This is a genomic window from Streptomyces sp. NPDC043176 (assembly GCF_056436715.1).
This window is the reverse complement of record NZ_JBWKCA010000009.1, coordinates 42,547-61,502: the sequence shown is the minus strand read 5'-3', so window position 1 is coordinate 61,502 and position 18,956 is coordinate 42,547. Positions and strand designations below refer to the sequence as shown.

The following is an 18,956-nucleotide window of genomic DNA, read 5'->3' as shown; positions in this document are numbered from 1 at the left end:
GACTGGGCCCCGTGAGCGAGCCGAGCGACCCGAATGACCAGTTCGACGACATCGTCGACACCGAGACAGACAGAGACCCCGACCTCGCGGTGATCGAGGCCGGCAGCCGTACCCTGCGCACGCAGGGCGGGCCGCCCCAGGGCGACCCCGTGCCCGGCCGCCCCCAGGACCCGGAGCTCGACAAGGCACTCCGCGAGGTCGAGACCGAGCTGTCGACCCGATGGGGCGAGACCAAGCTGGAGCCCTCGGTCAAGCGGATCGCGGCCCTGATGGACGTCCTCGGCGAGCCGCAGCGCGCGTACCCCTCGATCCACATCACCGGCACCAACGGCAAGACGTCGACGGCCCGCATGATCGAGGCCCTGCTCGGCGCCTTCGAGCTGCGCACCGGGCGGTACACCTCGCCGCACGTGCAGACCATCACCGAGCGGATCAGCCTGGACGGCGCCCCGATCTCCGCCGAGCGGTTCATCGAGACGTACCAGGACGTCAAGCCGTACGTGGAGCTGGTCGACGCCCGCGAGGAGTACCGCCTCTCCTTCTTCGAGGTCCTCACCGCAATGGCGTACGCCGCCTTCGCGGACGCCCCGGTCGACGTGGCCGTCGTCGAGGTCGGCATGGGCGGCACCTGGGACGCGACGAACGTGATCGACGGCTCCGTGGCCGTCGTCACCCCCATCGACCTGGACCACACCGACCGGCTCGGCGGGACGACCGGCGAGATCGCCGGCGAGAAGTCCGGGATCATCAAGCAGGGCGCGACCGTGATCCTGGCCCAGCAGCCGGTGGACGCGGCACAGGTCCTGCTGAAGAAGGCCGTCGAGGCGGACGCCACGGTCGCCCGCGAGGGCATGGAGTTCGGCATCGTCTCCCGCGAGGTCGCGGTGGGCGGCCAGCTCCTCACCCTGCGCGGCCTGGGCGGCGAGTACGACAACGTCTTCCTTCCGCTGCACGGCGCCTACCAGGCGCACAACGCGGCGGTGGCGCTCGCGGCCGTCGAGGCCTTCTTCGGGATCGGCGCCGAGCACGCCAGGACCCTGGACGTGGACACGGTCCGCCGGGCCTTCGCCCAGGTGGCCTCGCCGGGCCGCCTCGAGATCGTCCGCTCCTCGCCGACGGTGATCCTGGACGCCGCGCACAACCCCCACGGCGCGCGGGCCACGGCGGAGGGCATCAGCGAGGCCTTCGGCTTCTCGCGGCTCATCGGCGTGGTCTCCACGAGCGGCGACAAGGACGCCAGGGGTCTCCTGGAGGCCTTCGAGCCGATCTTCGCGGAGGTCGTCATCACGGCGAACTCCACTCCGCGGGCCACCGACGTGGACGCGCTCGCCGCGACCGCCGTCGAGGTCTTCGGCGAGGACCGGGTCGTCGTCGAGCCCCGGCTCGACGACGCCATCGAGACCGCCATCACCCTTGCGGAGGAAGAGGCCGAGTTCGGTGGCGCGGGCGTCCTCGTCACCGGTTCGATCTTCACGGTCGGCGACGCCCGGCTGCTGCTGCGGAGGGGCTGAATCCCATGCGTACGCTCTGTTCCTCGACGCTCATCGGCGAGTTCTTCGTCATCGGCTTCGCCGGGCTCGTCGCCATGAAGGACGACGGCCTCGCGATGTCCACCGTCTGGTGGGTCTGCGGGATCGCGATGGTCTTCTCGGTGCTGCTGTGCGGGATGGTCACCCGTCCCGGCGGAGTCCAGCTCGGCTGGGCCCTGCAGATCGGTCTGGTCCTCAGCGGCTTCGTCGTGCCGACCATGTTCTTCCTCGGCGCGGTCTTCGCCGGTCTGTGGTGGGCCTCCGTTCACTACGGGCGACGGATCGACGACATCAAGGCGCGGTGGGCCGAGGCACAGGCCGCGGGGGCCTCGGCAGGGCCTGACGCTGCGTAATCGAGGCACGTGCGGGACCTGTAGCCTCGGAGGTCCCGCACACCGCTTTTCCGAAGGAGTCACCCCGTGAGCCAGCGCACGCTCGTCCTGCTCAAGCCCGACGCCGTCCGCCGTGGTCTGATCGGCGAGATCATCGGCCGTATCGAGCGCAAGGCCGGCTGGACCCTGGCGGCCCTGGAGCTGCGCGAGCTGGATCAGGACACCCTCGAGCAGCACTACGGCGAGCACAAGGGCAAGCCGTTCTACGAGCCGCTGATGGGCTTCATGTCCTCCGGCCCGGTCGTCGCGCTCGTCGTCGAGGGCGAGCGGGTCATCGAGGGCGTCCGGCAGCTCGCCGGCCCGACCGACCCGATCGCCGCCGCGCCCGGTTCCATCCGCGGTGACTTCGGCACCATCGTCCGTGAGAACCTGATCCACGCCTCGGACTCCGAGGAGTCGGCGCTCCGTGAGCTGAAGATCTTCTTCCCGGGCCTCGTCTGATCTGATTGCCAGTCAGCCAAACGAAGCACCCTGTGGGGCGACCGAAGGAATTTCGGTCGCCTCCAGGCATATGAACGCCAATCCCGGGAACGGATCGCCGCGTCCTGCCGTCACCAGCTACAGGGGTGGACCAACGCGCGGCATCCGCGCGGGCGGCACTACGATGGAAAACTCCATCGCCGCACCACTCTCAGCCATGGGAAATCAAGGGGAACTCAATGTCGTTCATCGGCCGTGACATGGCTGTCGACCTCGGGACCGCCAACACGCTGGTGTACGTCAGGGGTCGAGGCATCGTCCTGAACGAGCCGTCCGTCGTCGCGATCAACACCAACACCGGCGGCATCCTGGCGGTCGGCGCCGAGGCGAAGAAGATGATCGGCCGGACGCCCGGCAACATCGTCGCCGTCCGCCCGCTCAAGGACGGCGTCATCGCCGACTTCGAGATCACCGAGCGGATGCTCCGCTACTTCATCCTCAAGATCCACAAGCGCCGCTACCTGGCCCGCCCCCGCGTCGTCGTCTGCGTGCCCTCCGGCATCACCGGAGTGGAGCGCCGCGCCGTCATCGAGGCGTCGACCCAGGCCGGCGCCCGCCAGGTGCACATCATCGAGGAGCCCATGGCGGCGGCCATCGGCTCGGGCCTCCCCGTCCACGAGGCCACCGGCAACATGGTCGTCGACATCGGCGGCGGCACCACCGAGGTCGCCGTCATCTCCCTCGGCGGAATCGTCACGGCACAGTCGATCCGGGTCGCCGGCGACGAGCTCGACAACGCGATCATCCAGCACATCAAGAAGGAGTACTCGCTCCTCCTCGGTGAGCGGACCGCCGAGCAGATCAAGATCACCATCGGTTCGGCGTACGACCTCGACAAGGACGAGCACACCGAGATCCGCGGCCGCGACCTCGTCTCCGGCCTGCCCAAGACCGTGGTCATCTCCGCCGCCGAGGTCCGCAAGGCCATCGAGGAGCCGGTCAACGCCATCGTCGACGCGGTGAAGACCACGCTCGACAAGTGCCCGCCGGAGCTCTCCGGTGACGTCATGGACCGCGGCATCGTTCTCACGGGTGGCGGCGCCCTGCTGCGCGGCCTCGACGAACGGCTCCGCCGCGAGACCGGCATGCCGATCCACATCGCCGAGGACCCGCTGGACTCGGTGGCGCTCGGTGCCGGCAAGTGCGTGGAGGAGTTCGAGGCCCTCCAGCAGGTCCTGGACGCCCAGCCCCGCCGCTAGGCACCACCCGTACCGCCCGTACCACCCACAAGAGAACACCCGTACAGCCGAACAACCGAACCACGAGGAAAGGCACGGCCGCCGCACGTGAGGGACACACGAGAGAGCCGGCTGCTCCTGGTGCTGCTGATCGCCATCGCGTTCGCACTGATCACGGTGGACATCCGCGGCGGTCAGGAGTCACCCGTCGACGGTGCCCGGCAGGCCGCGGCCGCGGTCTTCGGGCCCGTCGAGAACGGCGTGGCGGCGGCCGTCGACCCCATCGGCAACGCCATAGGCGCGGTCCGGGACTCCGGGGAGCGGCACACCCGGATCGCCGCCCTGGAGAAGGAGAACGCCGAGCTCAAGGCCGAACTCGGCAGCGACGACCGCAACCGCAACCGGCTGCGCGAGCTCGACAGCATGCTCAAGACGGCGGGCGCGGGGCAGTACGGCATCAAGGGCGCGCAGGTCATCGCCATAGGAGCGGCCCAGGGCTTCTCCTGGACCGTCACCATCGACGTCGGCGCCCGCGACGGCATCCAGCGGGACATGACCGTGCTCAACGGCTCGGGGCTCGTCGGCCGCGTCACCACCGTCGGCCCCTCCACCTCCACGGTGCTCCTCGCCAACGACCCCGACTTCACCGTCGGCACCCGCATGGAGAAGTCCGACGAACTCGGCTTCGCCACCGGCCAGGGCGACAGCCCCCTCCTCGTCCAGCTCCTCAACGGCAAGGCCAAGGTGAAGCCCGGCGACCGGCTCGTCACCTTCGGCTCGCGCGCCGACAAGCCCTTCGTGCCCGGCGTGCCGGTCGGCGAGGTCGTCCGCGTCGACCCCGCGGGCGGCGGCCTGACCCGCAACATCTACGTCCGCCCGTACGTCGGCTTCACCAAGCTCGACATCGTCGGCGTCGTCGTCCAGGCCCCCCGCTCCGACCCCCGCGACGCGGTCCTGCCGCAGAAGCCGAAGCCCGCGCCGACCGTCACCGTCACGGTCACGCCGCCGCCACCGGACGGACAGCAGGCCGCCGACGGAACACCACAGGGCCGGAAGCCGGACCAGAACCAACAGGCACCGCAGGACCAGGGGGACGCGACACCGTGAAGTTCAACCGCATCCTCCTCTCCGCCACCCTGATCGTGGTCGCCCTGGTCGTCCAGGTCTCCGTCCTCGCCCGCCTCCAACTCCCCGGCGCCGTCCCCGACCTGGTGCTCCTCACCGTCGTCGGCCTCGCCCTCGTCCACGGCCCGGTCAGCGGCTCCCTCATCGGCTTCACCGCCGGACTGCTCGCCGACCTGGCCCCGCCCGCCGACCACGCCGCCGGCCGCTACGCCCTCGTGCTCTGCGTCATCGGCTACCTCGTCGGCCTCGCCCGCCCCGACAACGGCCGGCTGACCTCCGCGACCGGCCCCATGGCCGTCGTCGTCGCCGCGGCCGTCGGCTCCACCCTGCTCTACGCGGGCGTCGGCGCCCTCGTCGGCGACACCGCGGCCCGCCATGTCGGCCTCGGGTCCCTGCTGTTCACCGCGGCCGTGTACGACCTGCTCCTCGCGCCGTTCACCGTGCCGCTCATCATGGCCCTGGCCCGCCGGGCCGAGAACGACCCGCTCGCCGACGCCGGCGGCGGCAACGGCGCCGACGTCGCGTCCGGCTGGCTCTCCTCCGGCACCGGCCTGCGGATCGGCACCCAGCGCGGCGGCCTGCGCGTGAAGGCCGCCCGGAGCCGCGCCTCACGGGCCGGACGCATCAAGGGAGTCAAGCGACTGTGACCGAGGGGGCACCCGCAGTATGAGCAACATCCCCGAGACCGGGCGGACCCCGCGGGTCCAGATCCGGCTCGTCGTCATCCAGATCCTGGTCTTCTCGCTGCTGCTCACCCTGGGGGGCCGCCTCTGGTACCTCCAGATCCGCAACGGCAAGGAGTACACGGACGAGGCGAAGAACAACCACGTCCAGCAGGTCGTCCAGCCCGCCGTCCGCGGCTCGCTCCTCGACGCCCGCGGCGTCCCGCTCGCCGACAACGAGACCCGGCTCGTGGTCTCCGCGTCCCGCACCGAGCTGATGAAGATGAAGGACCGGGGCAAGGCCGTCCTGACCCGGCTCGCCGACGTCCTCGACATGAAGCCCGACGACGTCATCAACAAGATCCGGCTCTGCGACTCCGAGACCCCCAAGCCCTGCTGGAACGGATCCCCCTACCAGCCGATCCCGGTCACCGACGAGGCCACCACCCAGCAGGCCCTCCAGATCCGGGAGCGCGCCGAGGACTTCCCCGGCATCACCGCCGAACCCACCGCCGTACGCCGCTACCCGGCCCCCGGCAAGGCCCGCACCTCCCAGGTCCTCGGCTACCTCTCGCCCGTCACCGACACCGAGATCGAGAAGGCCAAGGACACCGACTCGCCGTTCCTCCGCTCCGACCAGGTCGGCCGCTCCGGCCTGGAGCGCACGTACGACAAGGAACTGCGCGGCAAGGCAGGCGTCACCCGCTACGAGGTCGACAACCTCGGCCGCGTCATCGGCCAGGCCAAGAGCGACCCCGCCGTCCCCGGCTCCAACGTCGTCACCTCCATCGACGCCCGCGTGCAGGCGGTCGCCGAGTGGGAGCTGCACAACGCGATGGTCGAGGCCCGCAAGGTCCACGACCGGAACACCAACGAGAACTACAAGGCCGACGCCGGCGCCGTCGTCGTCATGGAGACGAAGACCGGGCGGATCGTCGCCATGGCCTCGCAGCCCGACTACGACCCCAACGCCTGGGTCGGCGGCATCTCCGCCAAGGACTACGCGGCCCTCACCGGCAAGGACTCCAACTTCCCGCTCCTCAACCGGGCCATCCAGGGACAGGCCGCCCCCGGCTCCATCTTCAAGGTCATCCCGACGGCCGCCGCCGTCAACGCCGGATACGAGTTCAACGGGCGCTACCCCTGCCCCTCCTCGTACTCCATCGGCGGCCAGGTCTTCAAGAACTTCGAGTCCCAGGGCCACGGCTCCATCACCCTCGGCCAGGCCCTCGAGGTCTCCTGCGACACCGTCTACTACGCCCTCTCCCACCAGCAGTGGCTGAACGACGGCGGCATGAAGCCGAAGAAGGACGCCAAGGACTGGTTCTACAAGACGGCCCATCAGTTCGGCCTCGGCGCCGAGACCGGCATCGACCTCCCCAACGAGGTCACCGGCCGCGTCCCCGACCGGAAGTGGAAGCAGGACTTCTGGGCGGCCAACAAGGACTACTGGTGCAAGATCGGCAAGCGCGGCGGCACCTACGTGCAGCAGCTCTCGTACGAGAACTGCCTCGAAGGCAACCTCATGCGCGCCGGTGACTCCGTCAACTACTCCATCGGCCAGGGCGACACCCTCGTCACCCCCATCCAGATGGCCACCATCTACGCCGCCATCGCCAACGGCGGCACCCTCTGGAACCCCACCGTCGGCAAGGCGATCGTCAGCCCCGACGGCAAGAAGGTCAACGAGATCAAGCCCAAGTCCCACGGCAAGCTCCCCATGGACACCAAGACCCAGGCGTTGATAGAGGAAGCGCTCGCGGGAGTCGCCACCCGCGGCACCGCCGCCTGGCGGTTCGGCGGCTGGCCGCAGGACAAGATCCCGATGCACGCCAAGACGGGCACCGCGGAGGTCTACGGCAAGCAGACGACCTCCTGGTTCGCCACGTACACCAAGGACTACGCGATCGTCATGACGATCTCCCAGGGTGGTACCGGCTCCGGCGCCTCGGGCCCCGCCGTGCGCAACATCTACGACGCGCTCTACGGACTCGACGACGCCGGCAACCAGGACCTCAAGCGCGCCCTGCTGCCGCAGCCGCAGAAGACGCTGCCGAGGATCGAGGCCGACGGCTCCATCGACGCCCCGAAGATCAAGCCGTACGACCCCGAGGCCCAGAAGATCGACCCGAACGCGCCCCCGAAGGCACCGGACGGCACGAAGAAGCCGGACGACGACCCGGCCCTCGCGGGACCGCCCGCCAACTGGAGGGACTGAGGACCATGACCGCACCCCACGGCTTCTCCGTCTCCCGGTACGCCCCCGAGCGCGGCACCCTCGCCAAACTGACGGCCCGCGACTCGGTGGTCCGCCGGCTCGACTGGCCGATACTGCTCTCGGCGCTCGCCCTCTCGGGCGTCGGGTCGCTGCTCGTCTGGTCCGCCACCCGCGGCCGCACCGAGCTCAACAACGGCGACCCGTACTACTTCCTCTTCCGGCACCTGCTCAACACCGGAATCGGCCTCGCCCTGATGGTCGGCACGATCTGGCTCGGCCACCGCACCCTGCGCGGCGCGGTGCCGATCCTCTACACCGTCTCGATCGTGCTGATCCTCGCCGTCCTCACCCCGCTCGGCGCCACCATCAACGGCGCCCACGCGTGGATCGTCGTCGGCGGCGGCTTCTCCCTCCAGCCCAGCGAGTTCGTGAAGATCACGATCATCCTGGTCATGGCGATGCTGCTCGCCGCCAAGGTCGACGCGGGCGACCAGCTCCATCCCGACCACCGCACGGTCGCCAAGGCCCTCACCCTGGCGGCCCTCCCCATGGGCATCGTCATGCTGATGCCCGACCTCGGCTCGGTCATGGTCATGGCCGTCATCGTGCTCGGCGTGCTCCTCGCCTCCGGCGCCTCCAACCGGTGGGTCCTCGGCCTCATCGGCGCGGGCGTCCTCGGCGCCGTCCTCGTCACCACGCTCGGCATGCTCGACGAGTACCAGATCAACCGCTTCGCCGCCTTCGCCAACCCCGACCTCGACCCCGCCGGCGTCGGCTACAACACCAACCAGGCCCGGATCGCCATCGGCTCCGGCGGCCTCCTCGGCGCCGGCCTCTTCAAGGGCTCCCAGACCACCGGCCAGTTCGTCCCCGAACAGCAGACCGACTTCGTCTTCACGGTCGCGGGGGAGGAGCTCGGCTTCGTCGGCGCCGGACTGATCCTGGTACTCCTCGGCGTCATCCTCTGGCGCTCCTGCCGCATCGCCCGCGAGACCACCGAGCTCTACGGCACGATCGTCGCGGCCGGGATCATCGCCTGGTTCGCCTTCCAGTCCTTCGAGAACATCGGCATGACGCTCGGCATCATGCCGGTCGCCGGCCTCCCCCTGCCGTTCGTCTCCTACGGCGGCTCGTCCATGTTCGCCGTATGGGTGGCGATCGGCCTCCTCCAGTCGATCCGCGTACAGCGCCCGATGACGGCCTGACACGACTAGATTCGACGTATGGCCGAGACGAAGCGCGAGATCGAGCGGAAGTACGAAGCCACCGGGGAGACCCCGCTCCCGGACCTCACCGAGGCCGGCGGGGTCTCCGAGGTCGCGGACCGGGGCGTCATGGAACTGGACGCCGTCTACTACGACACGCCCGACCTGCGCCTCGCCGCCGACTCCGTCACCCTGCGCCGCCGCACCGGCGGCAGCGACGCCGGCTGGCACGTCAAGTTCCCCGTCGCCGCCGGCGTCCGCGACGAGATCAGGGCCCCGCTGAGCGACACCCTGCCGGACGAACTGGCCGAACTCCTGCGCTCCCGGGTCCGGACCGGCACGGTCGTCCCGGTCGTACGCCTCCGCTCCGCCCGCGACGTCCGCCACCTCCTCGCCGCCGACGGCACCCTCCTCGCCGAACTCTCCGTCGACACCGTCCACGCCGAACGGCTGCCCGCCGGCCCCGAGGCCACCTGGACCGAGATCGAGGTGGAACTCGCCGACGGCCCGGACGGCTCCGACGGCCCCGACCCCGCCGTCCTCGACGCCATCGGGAAACGCCTCGGGAAGGCCGGCATCCACCCCTCCCGGTCCGCGTCCAAACTCGCCAGGGCCCTCACCGAGACGGGCGCGCCGCCCCGCCCGCCCGCCGTCCCCGGCCGGCCCGGCAGCGCCGCAGCCGTCGTCCTCGCCTACCTGCGGGAACAGGTCGACGCGATCGTCGCCCTCGACCCGGCCGTACGGCGGGACCTGCCCGACGCCGTCCACCAGATGCGGGTCGCCTGCCGCCGGCTGCGCAGCGCCTTCAAGACGTACCGCCGGGTCCTGGACCGGGACGTCACCGACCCCGTCGGCGACGAACTGAAGTGGCTCGCCGGAGAGCTCGGCGTCGCCCGCGACCAGGAGGTACTCGACGGCCGCCTGCGCGCCGGCGTCGCGGACCTGCCGCCCGCCCTCGTCCTCGGTCCGGTCCGGGCCCGGCTGCGCCGCCGGGACGCCGCCCGCACCAAGAGCGCCCGGCACCAGGTACTCGCCGCCCTCGACTCCGCCCGCCACCTCGCCCTCCTCGACACCCTCGACGCGCTCCTCGCCGCCCCGCCGCTGCGCGAGGCCGCCGACCGCGACGCCCGGAAGGTCCTCGCCCGCGCCGTCCGCAAGGACCACCGCCGCCTCGCCCGCCGCGTCGAGCACGCCCTCTCCCTCGACCCCGGCCACGAGCGCGACCTCGCCCTCCACGAGGCCCGCAAGGCCGCCAAGCGCGCCCGCTACGCCGCCGACGCGGCCCGCCCCGCCCTCGGCAAGCCCGCCAGACGGCTCGGCAAGCGTGTCAAGGCCCTCCAGTCGCTGCTCGGCGAGCACCACGACACCGTCGTCGCCCGGACGGTCCTGCGCGAGCTCGGGATCCAGGCCCACGGCGTCGGCGAGTCCGCCTTCACCTGGGGACTCCTCCACGGCCACGAGGAGGCCACGGCCACGGCGATCGAACACGAGCTGCCGGCGGTCTGGGCGCGGGCCTCGTCCCCGGGACTCCGGTCGGCGCTGACCCGCTGAGCACCGGGGTACGCTTGAGAGTCGCCCCCCTGCCAGCTCACGAAGGTTCGAGATGTCTGCTGCCGAGTCTGTCTTCCCGCAGCTCGAAGCTCTGCTCCCGCACGTGCAGAAGCCGATTCAGTACGTCGGTGGAGAGCTGAACTCCACGGTCAAGCCCTGGGAGTCCGCCGACGTCCGCTGGGCGCTGATGTACCCGGACGCGTACGAGGTCGGTCTGCCCAACCAGGGCGTCATGATCCTCTACGAGGTGCTGAACGAGCGCGAGGGCGTCCTGGCCGAGCGCACGTACAGCGTGTGGCCGGACCTCGAAGAGCTGATGCGGGAGCACGGCGTACCGCAGTTCACGGTCGACTCGCACCGCCCGGTGAGCGCCTTCGACGTGTTCGGCCTCAGCTTCTCCACCGAGCTCGGCTACACGAACATGCTCACCGCCCTCGACCTGGCCGGCATCCCGCTGGAGGCGAAGGACCGGACCGTCGACCACCCGATCGTGCTCGCCGGCGGCCACGCCGCCTTCAACCCCGAGCCGATCGCGGACTTCATCGACGCCGCGATCATCGGCGACGGCGAGCAGGCCGTCCTCGACATGACCGAGATCATCCGCGCGTGGAAGGCGGAGGGCCGGCCGGGCGGGCGCGAGGAGGTCCTCTTCCGCCTCGCGAAGACGGGCTCGGTCTACGTCCCGGGCTTCTACGACGTCGAGTACCTGCCGGACGGCCGCATCGGCCGTGTCGTGCCGAACAGGTCCGGCGTGCCGTGGCGCGTCTCCAAGCACACCGTCATGGACCTCGACGAGTGGCCGTACCCGAAGCAGCCCCTCGTGCCGCTCGCGGAGACCGTCCACGAGCGCATGTCCGTCGAGATCTTCCGCGGCTGCACCCGCGGCTGCCGCTTCTGCCAGGCCGGCATGATCACGCGCCCCGTGCGGGAGCGAAGCATCACCGGCATCGGCGAGATGGTCGAGAAGGGCCTCAAGGCGACGGGCTTCGAGGAGGTCGGCCTCCTCTCGCTCTCCTCCGCCGACCACACCGAGATCGGTGAGATCGCCAAGGGCCTGGCCGACCGCTACACGGACGACAAGGTCGGCCTCTCCCTGCCCTCGACCCGGGTGGACGCCTTCAACGTCGACCTCGCGAACGAGCTGACCAGGAACGGCCGCCGCTCCGGCCTCACCTTCGCGCCCGAGGGCGGCTCCGAGCGCATGCGCAAGGTCATCAACAAGATGGTCTCGGAGGAGGACCTGATCCGGACCGTCTCCACCGCGTACGGCAACGGCTGGCGCCAGGTGAAGCTGTACTTCATGTGCGGCCTGCCGACGGAGACCGACGAGGACGTCCTCCAGATCGCCGACATGGCGATGAACGTGATCGCCGAGGGCCGCAAGGTCTCCGGCCAGAACGACATCCGCTGCACCGTCTCCATCGGCGGCTTCGTCCCCAAGCCGCACACCCCCTTCCAGTGGGCCCCGCAGCTCTCCGCCGAGGAGACCGACGAGCGCCTGCGGAAGCTCCGCGACAAGATCCGCGGCGACAAGAAGTACGGCCGCTCCATCGGCTTCCGCTACCACGACGGCAAGCCCGGCATCGTCGAGGGCCTCCTCTCGCGCGGCGACCGCCGCATCGGCGCCGTGATCCGCGCGGTCTACGAGGACGGCGGCCGCTTCGACGGCTGGCGCGAGCACTTCTCGTACGACCGCTGGATGTCCTGCGCCGAGAAGACGCTGCCCGGCTTCGGCGTCGACGTCGCCTGGTACACGACCCGCGAGCGCACCTACGAAGAGGTCCTGCCCTGGGACCACCTGGACTCCGGTCTCGACAAGGACTGGCTCTGGGAGGACTGGCAGGACTCGCTCGACGAGACCGAGGTCGAGGACTGCCGCTGGACCCCGTGCTTCGACTGCGGCGTCTGCCCGCAGATGGACACCCACATCCAGATCGGCCCCACCGGCAAGAAGCTGCTGCCGCTGACGGTCGTGAAGTAGGCCGATCGGGTAACGCTCCGGCGACGGCCCGGCGCGAGGGGAAACCCTCCGCCGGGCCGTCGCGTCCTTTCCGGCATGAGCATGGAGCACCCGTCGCCGCCGCCGGCGCTGATCCGCATCCCCGTCCGGATCGTCGTCCTGGTGATCGTCCTCCCCGTCCGCATGGCCTGGGACGCCCTCAGCGCCTTCGCCCGCCTCCTCGACCGCGCACTCCTGCGCCCGACGGGCCGCGGCCTGGCCTGGCTCCTCCGCCACACGCTGACACTGCCCGCCCGATGGCTGTACCGACGGGCCCTGGCACCGGCGGGGCGCGGCCTGGCGTGGGTGTTCACGGGGGTGGGCCGTGGTCTCGCGTGGGTGTTCACGGGGATCGGGCACGGCCTGGCGTGGTTCTTCGTCCGGGTGGGCCGCGGGCTCGCCGCTCTGGGGCGGGGGATCGGCGTCGGGGCCGGGTGGCTGTGGCGGGGGCTGTCCGCGGCCGGGCTCTGGCTGGGCAGGGCCGTGTTCGTGTGGCCGTGGGTGGCGCTGTGGCGGTACGTGGTCGTGCCCGTCTGCCGGTACGGGATCGCGCTGCCCGCGGCCTGGCTGTACCGGGAGGTCCTCACCCGGCTCGGCGCCGCGCTGCTGTTCCTGTTGGAGAAGCTGCTGCTCGTCCCCCTCGCGGCGCTGTTCCGGTACCTCCTCGTCCCGCTGTTCCGGTACGGCGTGGCCGTGCCCGCCGTCTGGCTCGACCGGTACGTGCTGAGCCCGCTGGGCCGGGGGATCGGCTGGTCGTTCCGGCAGGTCGGACGGGGCCTCGCGTGGTTCCTCCCGCGCGTCGGTCACGGCCTGGCGGTGACCGCGGTGTGGCTGGGGAAGGCCCTCTTCGTGTGGCCGTGGACGGGGCTCTGGCGGTACGTGGCCGTACCGATGGTCCGGTACGGGATCGTCGCCCCCGCCGTATGGCTCTGGACGCGGGTCCTCGTGCCCGTCGGCCGGGAGACGCGGGACGCGCTGGGGATGTGCTGGAGGGTCGCCGGGTTCGTGTCGCGGGCGGTCGGGCGGGCGCTCAAGTGGGTCGCGTGGAACCTGCTCGGACGGCCCCTCGCCTGGGCCTGGACGCGTGTCGCCAGGCCCGCGGGGCGGTGGGTGCGGGACAACGTGTGGGCCCCGGCGCGCGGGATCGCCGCCGCGACCGGGCGGGCGGTGCGGGAGGCGCTGGCCGCGGCCCGCGCCTCGGTGCGGGAGGCGCTGGCGTCCACCCGCGTCACCGTGCGGGACGCGCTCGCCTCGGCCCGCGCCACCGTCCGCGAGGCACGCCGGGACGCCTGGCGCGCCCTGGTCGGCGGAGCACGAATGACCGAGCCCGGGGAACCGGAGGTGGCCCGTGCGCGTACTCTGGGTAGTACAACGAACGTGCCCGGCGCGGCGCCCGGCCCCGAGGTCTCCCTGCGAAAGCGGGGGTGAACCGGGCGGGACCCCCAGGGCGACCCGTACATCTCGTGGACGGCGCCACCCGCGTCGCCCCGCACCGAGGAGAAGAACCACTGGGCAAGCGACAGCCCGAAGGCCCGCCGCCCGCACCGGCGGTGCAGCGCATCCGACTGCGCTACACCAAGCGCGGCCGCCTCCGGTTCACCAGCCACCGTGACTTCCAGCGCGCTTTCGAGCGTGCGCTGCGCCGTGCAGAGGTGCCCATGGCGTACTCGGCGGGTTTCACCCCGCACCCCAAGGTGTCGTACGCCAACGCCGCCCCGACCGGTACGGGCTCCGAGGCCGAGTACCTGGAGATCGCGCTGACCGAGTCGCGCGACCCCGAGATGCTGCGGGCCCTGCTCGACGAGTCGCTGCCGACCGGCCTCGACATCACCGACGCCGTCGAGGCCCGGACGTCCGGGCTCGCCGACCGGCTCACCGCCTCCGTGTGGGAGCTGCGGCTCGAGGGCGTCACGGTCGACGACGCGTCGAAGGCCGTCGAGGCGTTTCTCGCGGCCGAGACGGTGGAAGTACAGCGCAAGACCAAGAACGGCGTCCGCACCTTCGACGCCCGCTCCGCGGTCACCGAGCTGACGGCAGCCGCTCCCCAGGGCGATCCCCAGGGTGATAGGCCGCTGGACAGCGCCTGTGCGATACTGCGGCTGGTTGTTCGGCACGTGACACCTGCCGTGCGACCCGACGACGTCCTGTCCGGTCTCCGAGCCGTGGCCGACCTGGCGCCGCCGGTCCCCGCAGCGGTGACCAGGCTGGCGCAGGGGCTCTTCGACGAGGAGTCCGGCACGGTGACCGACCCGCTCGCGCCCGACCGCGAGGCAGTCACGGCCGCATCAACCACGGCCACCGCGACCGCCTCTGCGACGGCGCCGGGTGCGGGTACCGCGTAGGGAGCGGTCGTTGTAGCGCAGCCCTGGTACTCGGGAGCCACCTGGGTCGGGCGGCGCACTGACCAGGAGACTTTCGCCAGGCCGTCCGCACAGGGCGTACGGAACCGGCGAGCCAGACATCAGCTCCCGTGCGGCGCCCGCGCCCCGGACGGCGGCACCGCGCCTCAGGCGCGACCGTGCCGCCGGACCGGAACAAGGCGCGGCGCCCGGGAGCGTGACGGGAGAACCGCCCGCATGCTCGAGTCCAACGAAGACACCAATGCCCCCGGTGACAAGCTGCCGCCGCGCCGCAGGCGCCGCGCCGCTTCCCGCCCCGCCGGTCCGCCGGTGACGGGCGCGACCGCCGAGACCACCCCGGAGGCCACCGAGGCCCCCGCCGTGGAGGCCGCCCCGGCCGAGGCCGAGGCCGCCCCGCCGGCCCGTACCCGCCGCCGTGCCACCCGCAAGGCCACCGCCCCGGCCGCCGAGACCGCGGTCGCCGAGACCGCCGTCACGGAGACCCCCGCGGCCGAGACCGCCGCCCCCGTCGCCGAGACCGCGGCGCCGGTCGCCGAGGAGGCCGCCCCGGCGCGCCCCGCGCGTCGCCGTGCCACCCGCAAGGCCACCTCGCCCGTGACCTCCACGGCCGCCGCCGAGGAGCCCGCGGAGACCGCGCCGGTCGCCGCCGAGGAGCCCGCGGAGGAGGCCGCCCCGCCGGCCCGTACCCGCCGCCGTGCCACCCGCAAGGCCACCGCCCCGGCCGGCGCGCCGGCCGTCGCCGAAGAGGCCGCGGAGACCGTGGCCGCCCCGTCCGCCGAGCCGGTCGTGGAGCCCGCGGAGGAGGCCGCCCCGCCGGCCCGCACCCGCCGCCGTGCCACCCGCAAGGCCACCTCGCCCGAGGTGACCACCGAGGCCGCCGCCGAGGTCACCGCCACCGAGACCGCCGCCGGCGAGTCGCTGCCGTCGTCCGCCGTCGCGCAGATCGCCGCCGACGAGGCCGAGGTCGCCGCCGCCGAGACCGCCGCCACCCGTGGCCGCGGCCGCCGCCGCGCGGCCTCCCCGCAGTTCACCTCCGAGCCGGCACCGGCCCGTGAGCCGCGCCGTGCCGCGCGCCCCTCCGTCGCCGTCTTCCAGGCCCCGGTCTTCACCGAGCCGATGTTCCAGACCCCGGAGACCGCCGCCGCGGCCGCCGCCGCCGGTGCGGTGGAGCCGGAGGAGGACGAGACGCTCGAGGAGATCGAGGTCGTCGAGGCCGAGGCCGAGGTCGCCGAGGCGCCCGAGCCCGCCGAGCGTGCCGAGGGCGGCTCCCGCCGCCGTCGCCGCCGCCGTGGCGAGCCCGTCGCCGTCGAGCCCGTCCCGGCCACCGTCGCCGACGAGCCCGAGGTCGAGGCCGTCGCGGACGAGGTCGAGGAGGCCGACGAGGCCGAGGACGCCGACGAGTACGGCGACCGTCCGTCCCGCCGCCGCCGCCGGGGTGGCCGTCGCCGCCGTCGCGGTGAGCTCACCGAGGTCGAGGAGGCCGAGGAGGGCGAGGAGCCGCACGCCGAGGACGAGGCCGAGGAGATCGAGGACGGCGAGGAGGACGCCGAGGAGGCCGACGGCTTCGCCGGTGGCTCCAGCAGCTCCCGTCGCCGTCGCCGTCGCCGCCGTCGCAGCGGGGACGCCGCCGCCGACGCCGAGGGCGCCGACGAGGAAGGCGTCCGTACGGTCGTCAAGGTCCGCGAGCCCCGCCCGGCCCGCGAGAAGGCCGAGCCCGGCACCGGCGCGGACGAGGTCCAGTCCATCAAGGGCTCGACCCGTCTGGAGGCCAAGAAGCAGCGCCGCCGCGAGGGCCGTGAGCAGGGCCGCCGCCGCGTCCCGATCATCACCGAGGCCGAGTTCCTCGCCCGCCGCGAGGCCGTCGAGCGCGTCATGGTCGTCCGCCAGAACGGCGAGCGCACCCAGATCGGCGTCCTGGAAGACAACGTGCTCGTCGAGCACTACGTCAACAAGGAGCAGGCCACCTCGTACGTCGGCAACGTCTACCTGGGCAAGGTCCAGAACGTCCTGCCGTCGATGGAGGCCGCCTTCGTCGACATCGGCAAGGGCCGCAACGCCGTCCTCTACGCCGGCGAGGTCAACTTCGAGGCGCTCGGCATGGGTCACGGTCCGCGCCGCATCGAGACCGCCCTCAAGTCCGGCCAGCCCGTCCTCGTCCAGGTCACGAAGGACCCGATCGGCCACAAGGGCGCCCGTCTGACCAGCCAGGTCTCCCTCCCCGGCCGCTACCTCGTGTACGTGCCCGAGGGCTCGATGACCGGCATCAGCCGCAAGCTCCCGGACACCGAGCGCGCGCGTCTGAAGACCATCCTCAAGAAGATCGTCCCCGAGGACGCGGGCGTCATCGTGCGCACCGCCGCCGAGGGCGCGAGCGAGGACGAGCTGCGCCGTGACGTCGAGCGACTGCAGGCGCAGTGGACCGACATCCAGAAGAAGGCCGCCCAGATCTCGACGTCCGCGCCGAGCCTGCTCTACGGCGAGCCGGACATGACCGTCCGGGTCGTCCGCGACATCTTCAACGAGGACTTCTCCAAGGTCATCGTCAGCGGCGACGACGCGTGGGAGACCATCCACGGGTACGTCTCGCACGTCGCTCCCGACCTGGCCGACCGCCTGTCCAAGTGGACGAGCGAGGTCGACGTCTTCGCGACCTACCGGATCGACGAGCAGCTCATGAAGGCGCTGGACCGCAAGGTCTGGCTGCCGTCCGGCGGCTCGCTGGTGATCGACAAGACCGAGGCGATGATCGTCGTCGACGTCAACACCGGCAAGTTCACCGGCCAGGGCGGCAACCTCGAAGAGACCGTGACGAGGAACAACCTCGAAGCGGCCGAGGAGATCGTGCGCCAGCTGCGGCTGCGCGACCTCGGCGGCATCGTCGTCATCGACTTCATCGACATGGTCCTGGAGTCCAACCGCGACCTGGTGCTGCGCCGCCTCCTGGAGTGCCTGGGCCGGGACCGGACCAAGCACCAGGTGGCCGAGGTCACCTCGCTCGGCCTGGTCCAGATGACCCGCAAGCGGGTCGGCCAGGGCCTCCTGGAGTCCTTCTCCGAGACCTGCGTCCACTGCAACGGCCGCGGCGTCATCGTGCACATGGAGCAGCCGGCCACCGCCGGTGGCGGAGGCGGCGGCAAGCGCTCGAAGAAGCGCGGCCGCGGGGGTGCCGAGCACGTCCACGAGCACGAGCACGAGCACGAGCAGGTCGAGGCCGCGGAGGCCGACACCCAGGTCGAGACCGAGGCCGAGGTCGCGGCGGAGCTCGCCGCCCCGGTCGCCCTGCCGGAGCCGATCGCCGCGGACGAGGAGCTGTACGGCTCCGCCGCCGAGGCCGAGGCCGCCGCCACGCGCGGTCGCGGCCGTCGCCGCGCCACCCGCCGGGTGTCCGCGCCGGTCGCCCCGGCGCCGGTCGTGGAGACCGAGGACGTCGTGTACGAGCCGGAGCCCGTCGCCGCCCCGGCGCCGGTCGTGGAGCCCGCCCCCGTCGTGGAGCCCGCGCCCGTCGCCGAGACGCCGGCCGAGCCGATGGCCGAGGAGACCGCCGCCCCGGCCCCGCGCGGCCGCCGGCGTGCGACCCGCCGTGCGACCTCCCCGGTCGTCTCCACCGCGGAGCCGGTCGCCGAGGTCGTCGCCGAGCCGGCGCCGGTCGCCGAGACCGCCCCGGAGCCGGAGCCCGTCGTGGAGCCGGTGGCCGAGCCCGTCGTCGAGGAGGCCCCCGCGGCCGCCGCGCCGCGTGCCCGTCGCCGGGTGGTCCGCAAGGCCACCGCTCCCGCCGGATCGCCCGCGGGCGCCGAGGAGGCAGCCGTCGTCGTGGTGACCTCGGCTCCGGCCGAGGCCGCCGAGGCACCGGCCGACGCCGACACCGAGGCCGCCCCGGCCAAGAAGACGGCGGCCCGCAAGACCGCCGCCAAGAAGGCCACGGCCAAGAAGGCCGCCACCAAGAAGACGGCGGCGACCAAGAAGACCGCGGCGAAGAAGACGACCGCCAAGAAGGCCCCGGCCAAGAAGGCGGCGGAGAAGACCACGGCTCCGGCCCAGGACTGACTCCACCGGGTGCGGGCCGTCCCTCCACGGGGCGGCCCCCACCCGCTCGGGCGAATTTGACCCCTTGTGGCAGCCGCCCGTAACCTAGACCGTCGGCGTGTCTGATCGGCACGCCGCGCCTCTGAGCACATCCCTCCCGCTCGTCGGGAGAGGCCGCTCGTCCGATTCCGGAACGCCGCGGGCCCCCGGGCCCGTGTGAGCGGCTGGCTTCAG

13 protein-coding genes are annotated in these 18,956 nt (G+C 72.3%); all 13 read left to right on the top strand.

All coding sequences use genetic code 11. The annotated features are described in order from the left end of the window. The first annotated feature begins 11 nt into the window (after positions 1-11). The 13 genes from folC (at position 12) to AC067A_RS16875 (ending at position 18,743) form a co-directional block, all read left to right on the top strand. Complete coding sequence (folC, locus tag AC067A_RS16935; protein WP_478620555.1) at positions 12-1,511, top strand: bifunctional tetrahydrofolate synthase/dihydrofolate synthase; 1,500 nt, start codon at positions 12-14, stop codon at positions 1,509-1,511. A gap of 5 nt (positions 1,512-1,516) precedes the next feature. Next, a complete protein-coding gene (locus AC067A_RS16930; protein WP_478620552.1) occupies positions 1,517-1,882 on the top strand; it encodes a DUF4233 domain-containing protein in 366 nt (121 codons plus the stop codon). Between the two features lie 66 nt (positions 1,883-1,948). After that, positions 1,949-2,362: a nucleoside-diphosphate kinase gene (gene ndk / locus AC067A_RS16925; RefSeq protein ID WP_141301954.1), complete on the top strand. Its 414-nt coding sequence runs from the start codon at positions 1,949-1,951 to the stop codon at positions 2,360-2,362. Positions 2,363-2,580: 218 nt separating this feature from the next. Further along, entirely contained in the window at positions 2,581-3,600 is a 1,020-nt protein-coding gene (locus AC067A_RS16920; RefSeq protein WP_125753625.1) for a rod shape-determining protein, read from the top strand. Between the two features lie 87 nt (positions 3,601-3,687). Further along, complete coding sequence (mreC, locus tag AC067A_RS16915) at positions 3,688-4,686, top strand: rod shape-determining protein MreC (protein ID WP_478620550.1); 999 nt, start codon at positions 3,688-3,690, stop codon at positions 4,684-4,686. Beyond that, on the top strand, positions 4,683-5,351 hold the full coding sequence (mreD, locus tag AC067A_RS16910; protein WP_478620548.1) for a rod shape-determining protein MreD: 669 nt from the start codon (positions 4,683-4,685) through the stop codon (positions 5,349-5,351). Before mreC ends, mreD begins: the two co-directional genes overlap by 4 nt. A 19-nt stretch (positions 5,352-5,370) precedes the next feature. Then, entirely contained in the window at positions 5,371-7,584 is a 2,214-nt protein-coding gene (mrdA, locus tag AC067A_RS16905; RefSeq protein ID WP_478620545.1) for a penicillin-binding protein 2, read from the top strand. A gap of 5 nt (positions 7,585-7,589) precedes the next feature. Continuing rightward, positions 7,590-8,789 carry a rod shape-determining protein RodA gene (rodA, locus tag AC067A_RS16900; protein WP_478620543.1) on the top strand — a complete coding sequence of 400 codons (1,200 nt, stop codon included), beginning with the start codon at positions 7,590-7,592 and terminating at the stop codon, positions 8,787-8,789. Positions 8,790-8,807: 18 nt separating this feature from the next. Further along, positions 8,808-10,340: a CYTH and CHAD domain-containing protein gene (locus tag AC067A_RS16895; RefSeq protein WP_478620540.1), complete on the top strand. Its 1,533-nt coding sequence runs from the start codon at positions 8,808-8,810 to the stop codon at positions 10,338-10,340. A 52-nt stretch (positions 10,341-10,392) separates the two neighbouring features. Further along, positions 10,393-12,321, top strand: a complete 1,929-nt coding sequence (locus AC067A_RS16890) for a TIGR03960 family B12-binding radical SAM protein (RefSeq protein ID WP_478620537.1) — start codon at positions 10,393-10,395, stop codon at positions 12,319-12,321. Positions 12,322-12,396: 75 nt separating this feature from the next. Next, positions 12,397-13,767: a hypothetical protein gene (locus tag AC067A_RS16885; protein ID WP_478620534.1), complete on the top strand. Its 1,371-nt coding sequence runs from the start codon at positions 12,397-12,399 to the stop codon at positions 13,765-13,767. Positions 13,768-13,889: 122 nt separating this feature from the next. Beyond that, positions 13,890-14,681 (top strand): TIGR03936 family radical SAM-associated protein, encoded by a 792-nt coding sequence (locus AC067A_RS16880; RefSeq protein WP_478620531.1) that lies wholly within the window; start codon positions 13,890-13,892, stop codon positions 14,679-14,681. A gap of 234 nt (positions 14,682-14,915) precedes the next feature. After that, positions 14,916-18,743 carry an Rne/Rng family ribonuclease gene (locus AC067A_RS16875; protein WP_478620528.1) on the top strand — a complete coding sequence of 1,276 codons (3,828 nt, stop codon included), beginning with the start codon at positions 14,916-14,918 and terminating at the stop codon, positions 18,741-18,743. The last annotated feature ends 213 nt before the right edge of the window (positions 18,744-18,956 follow it).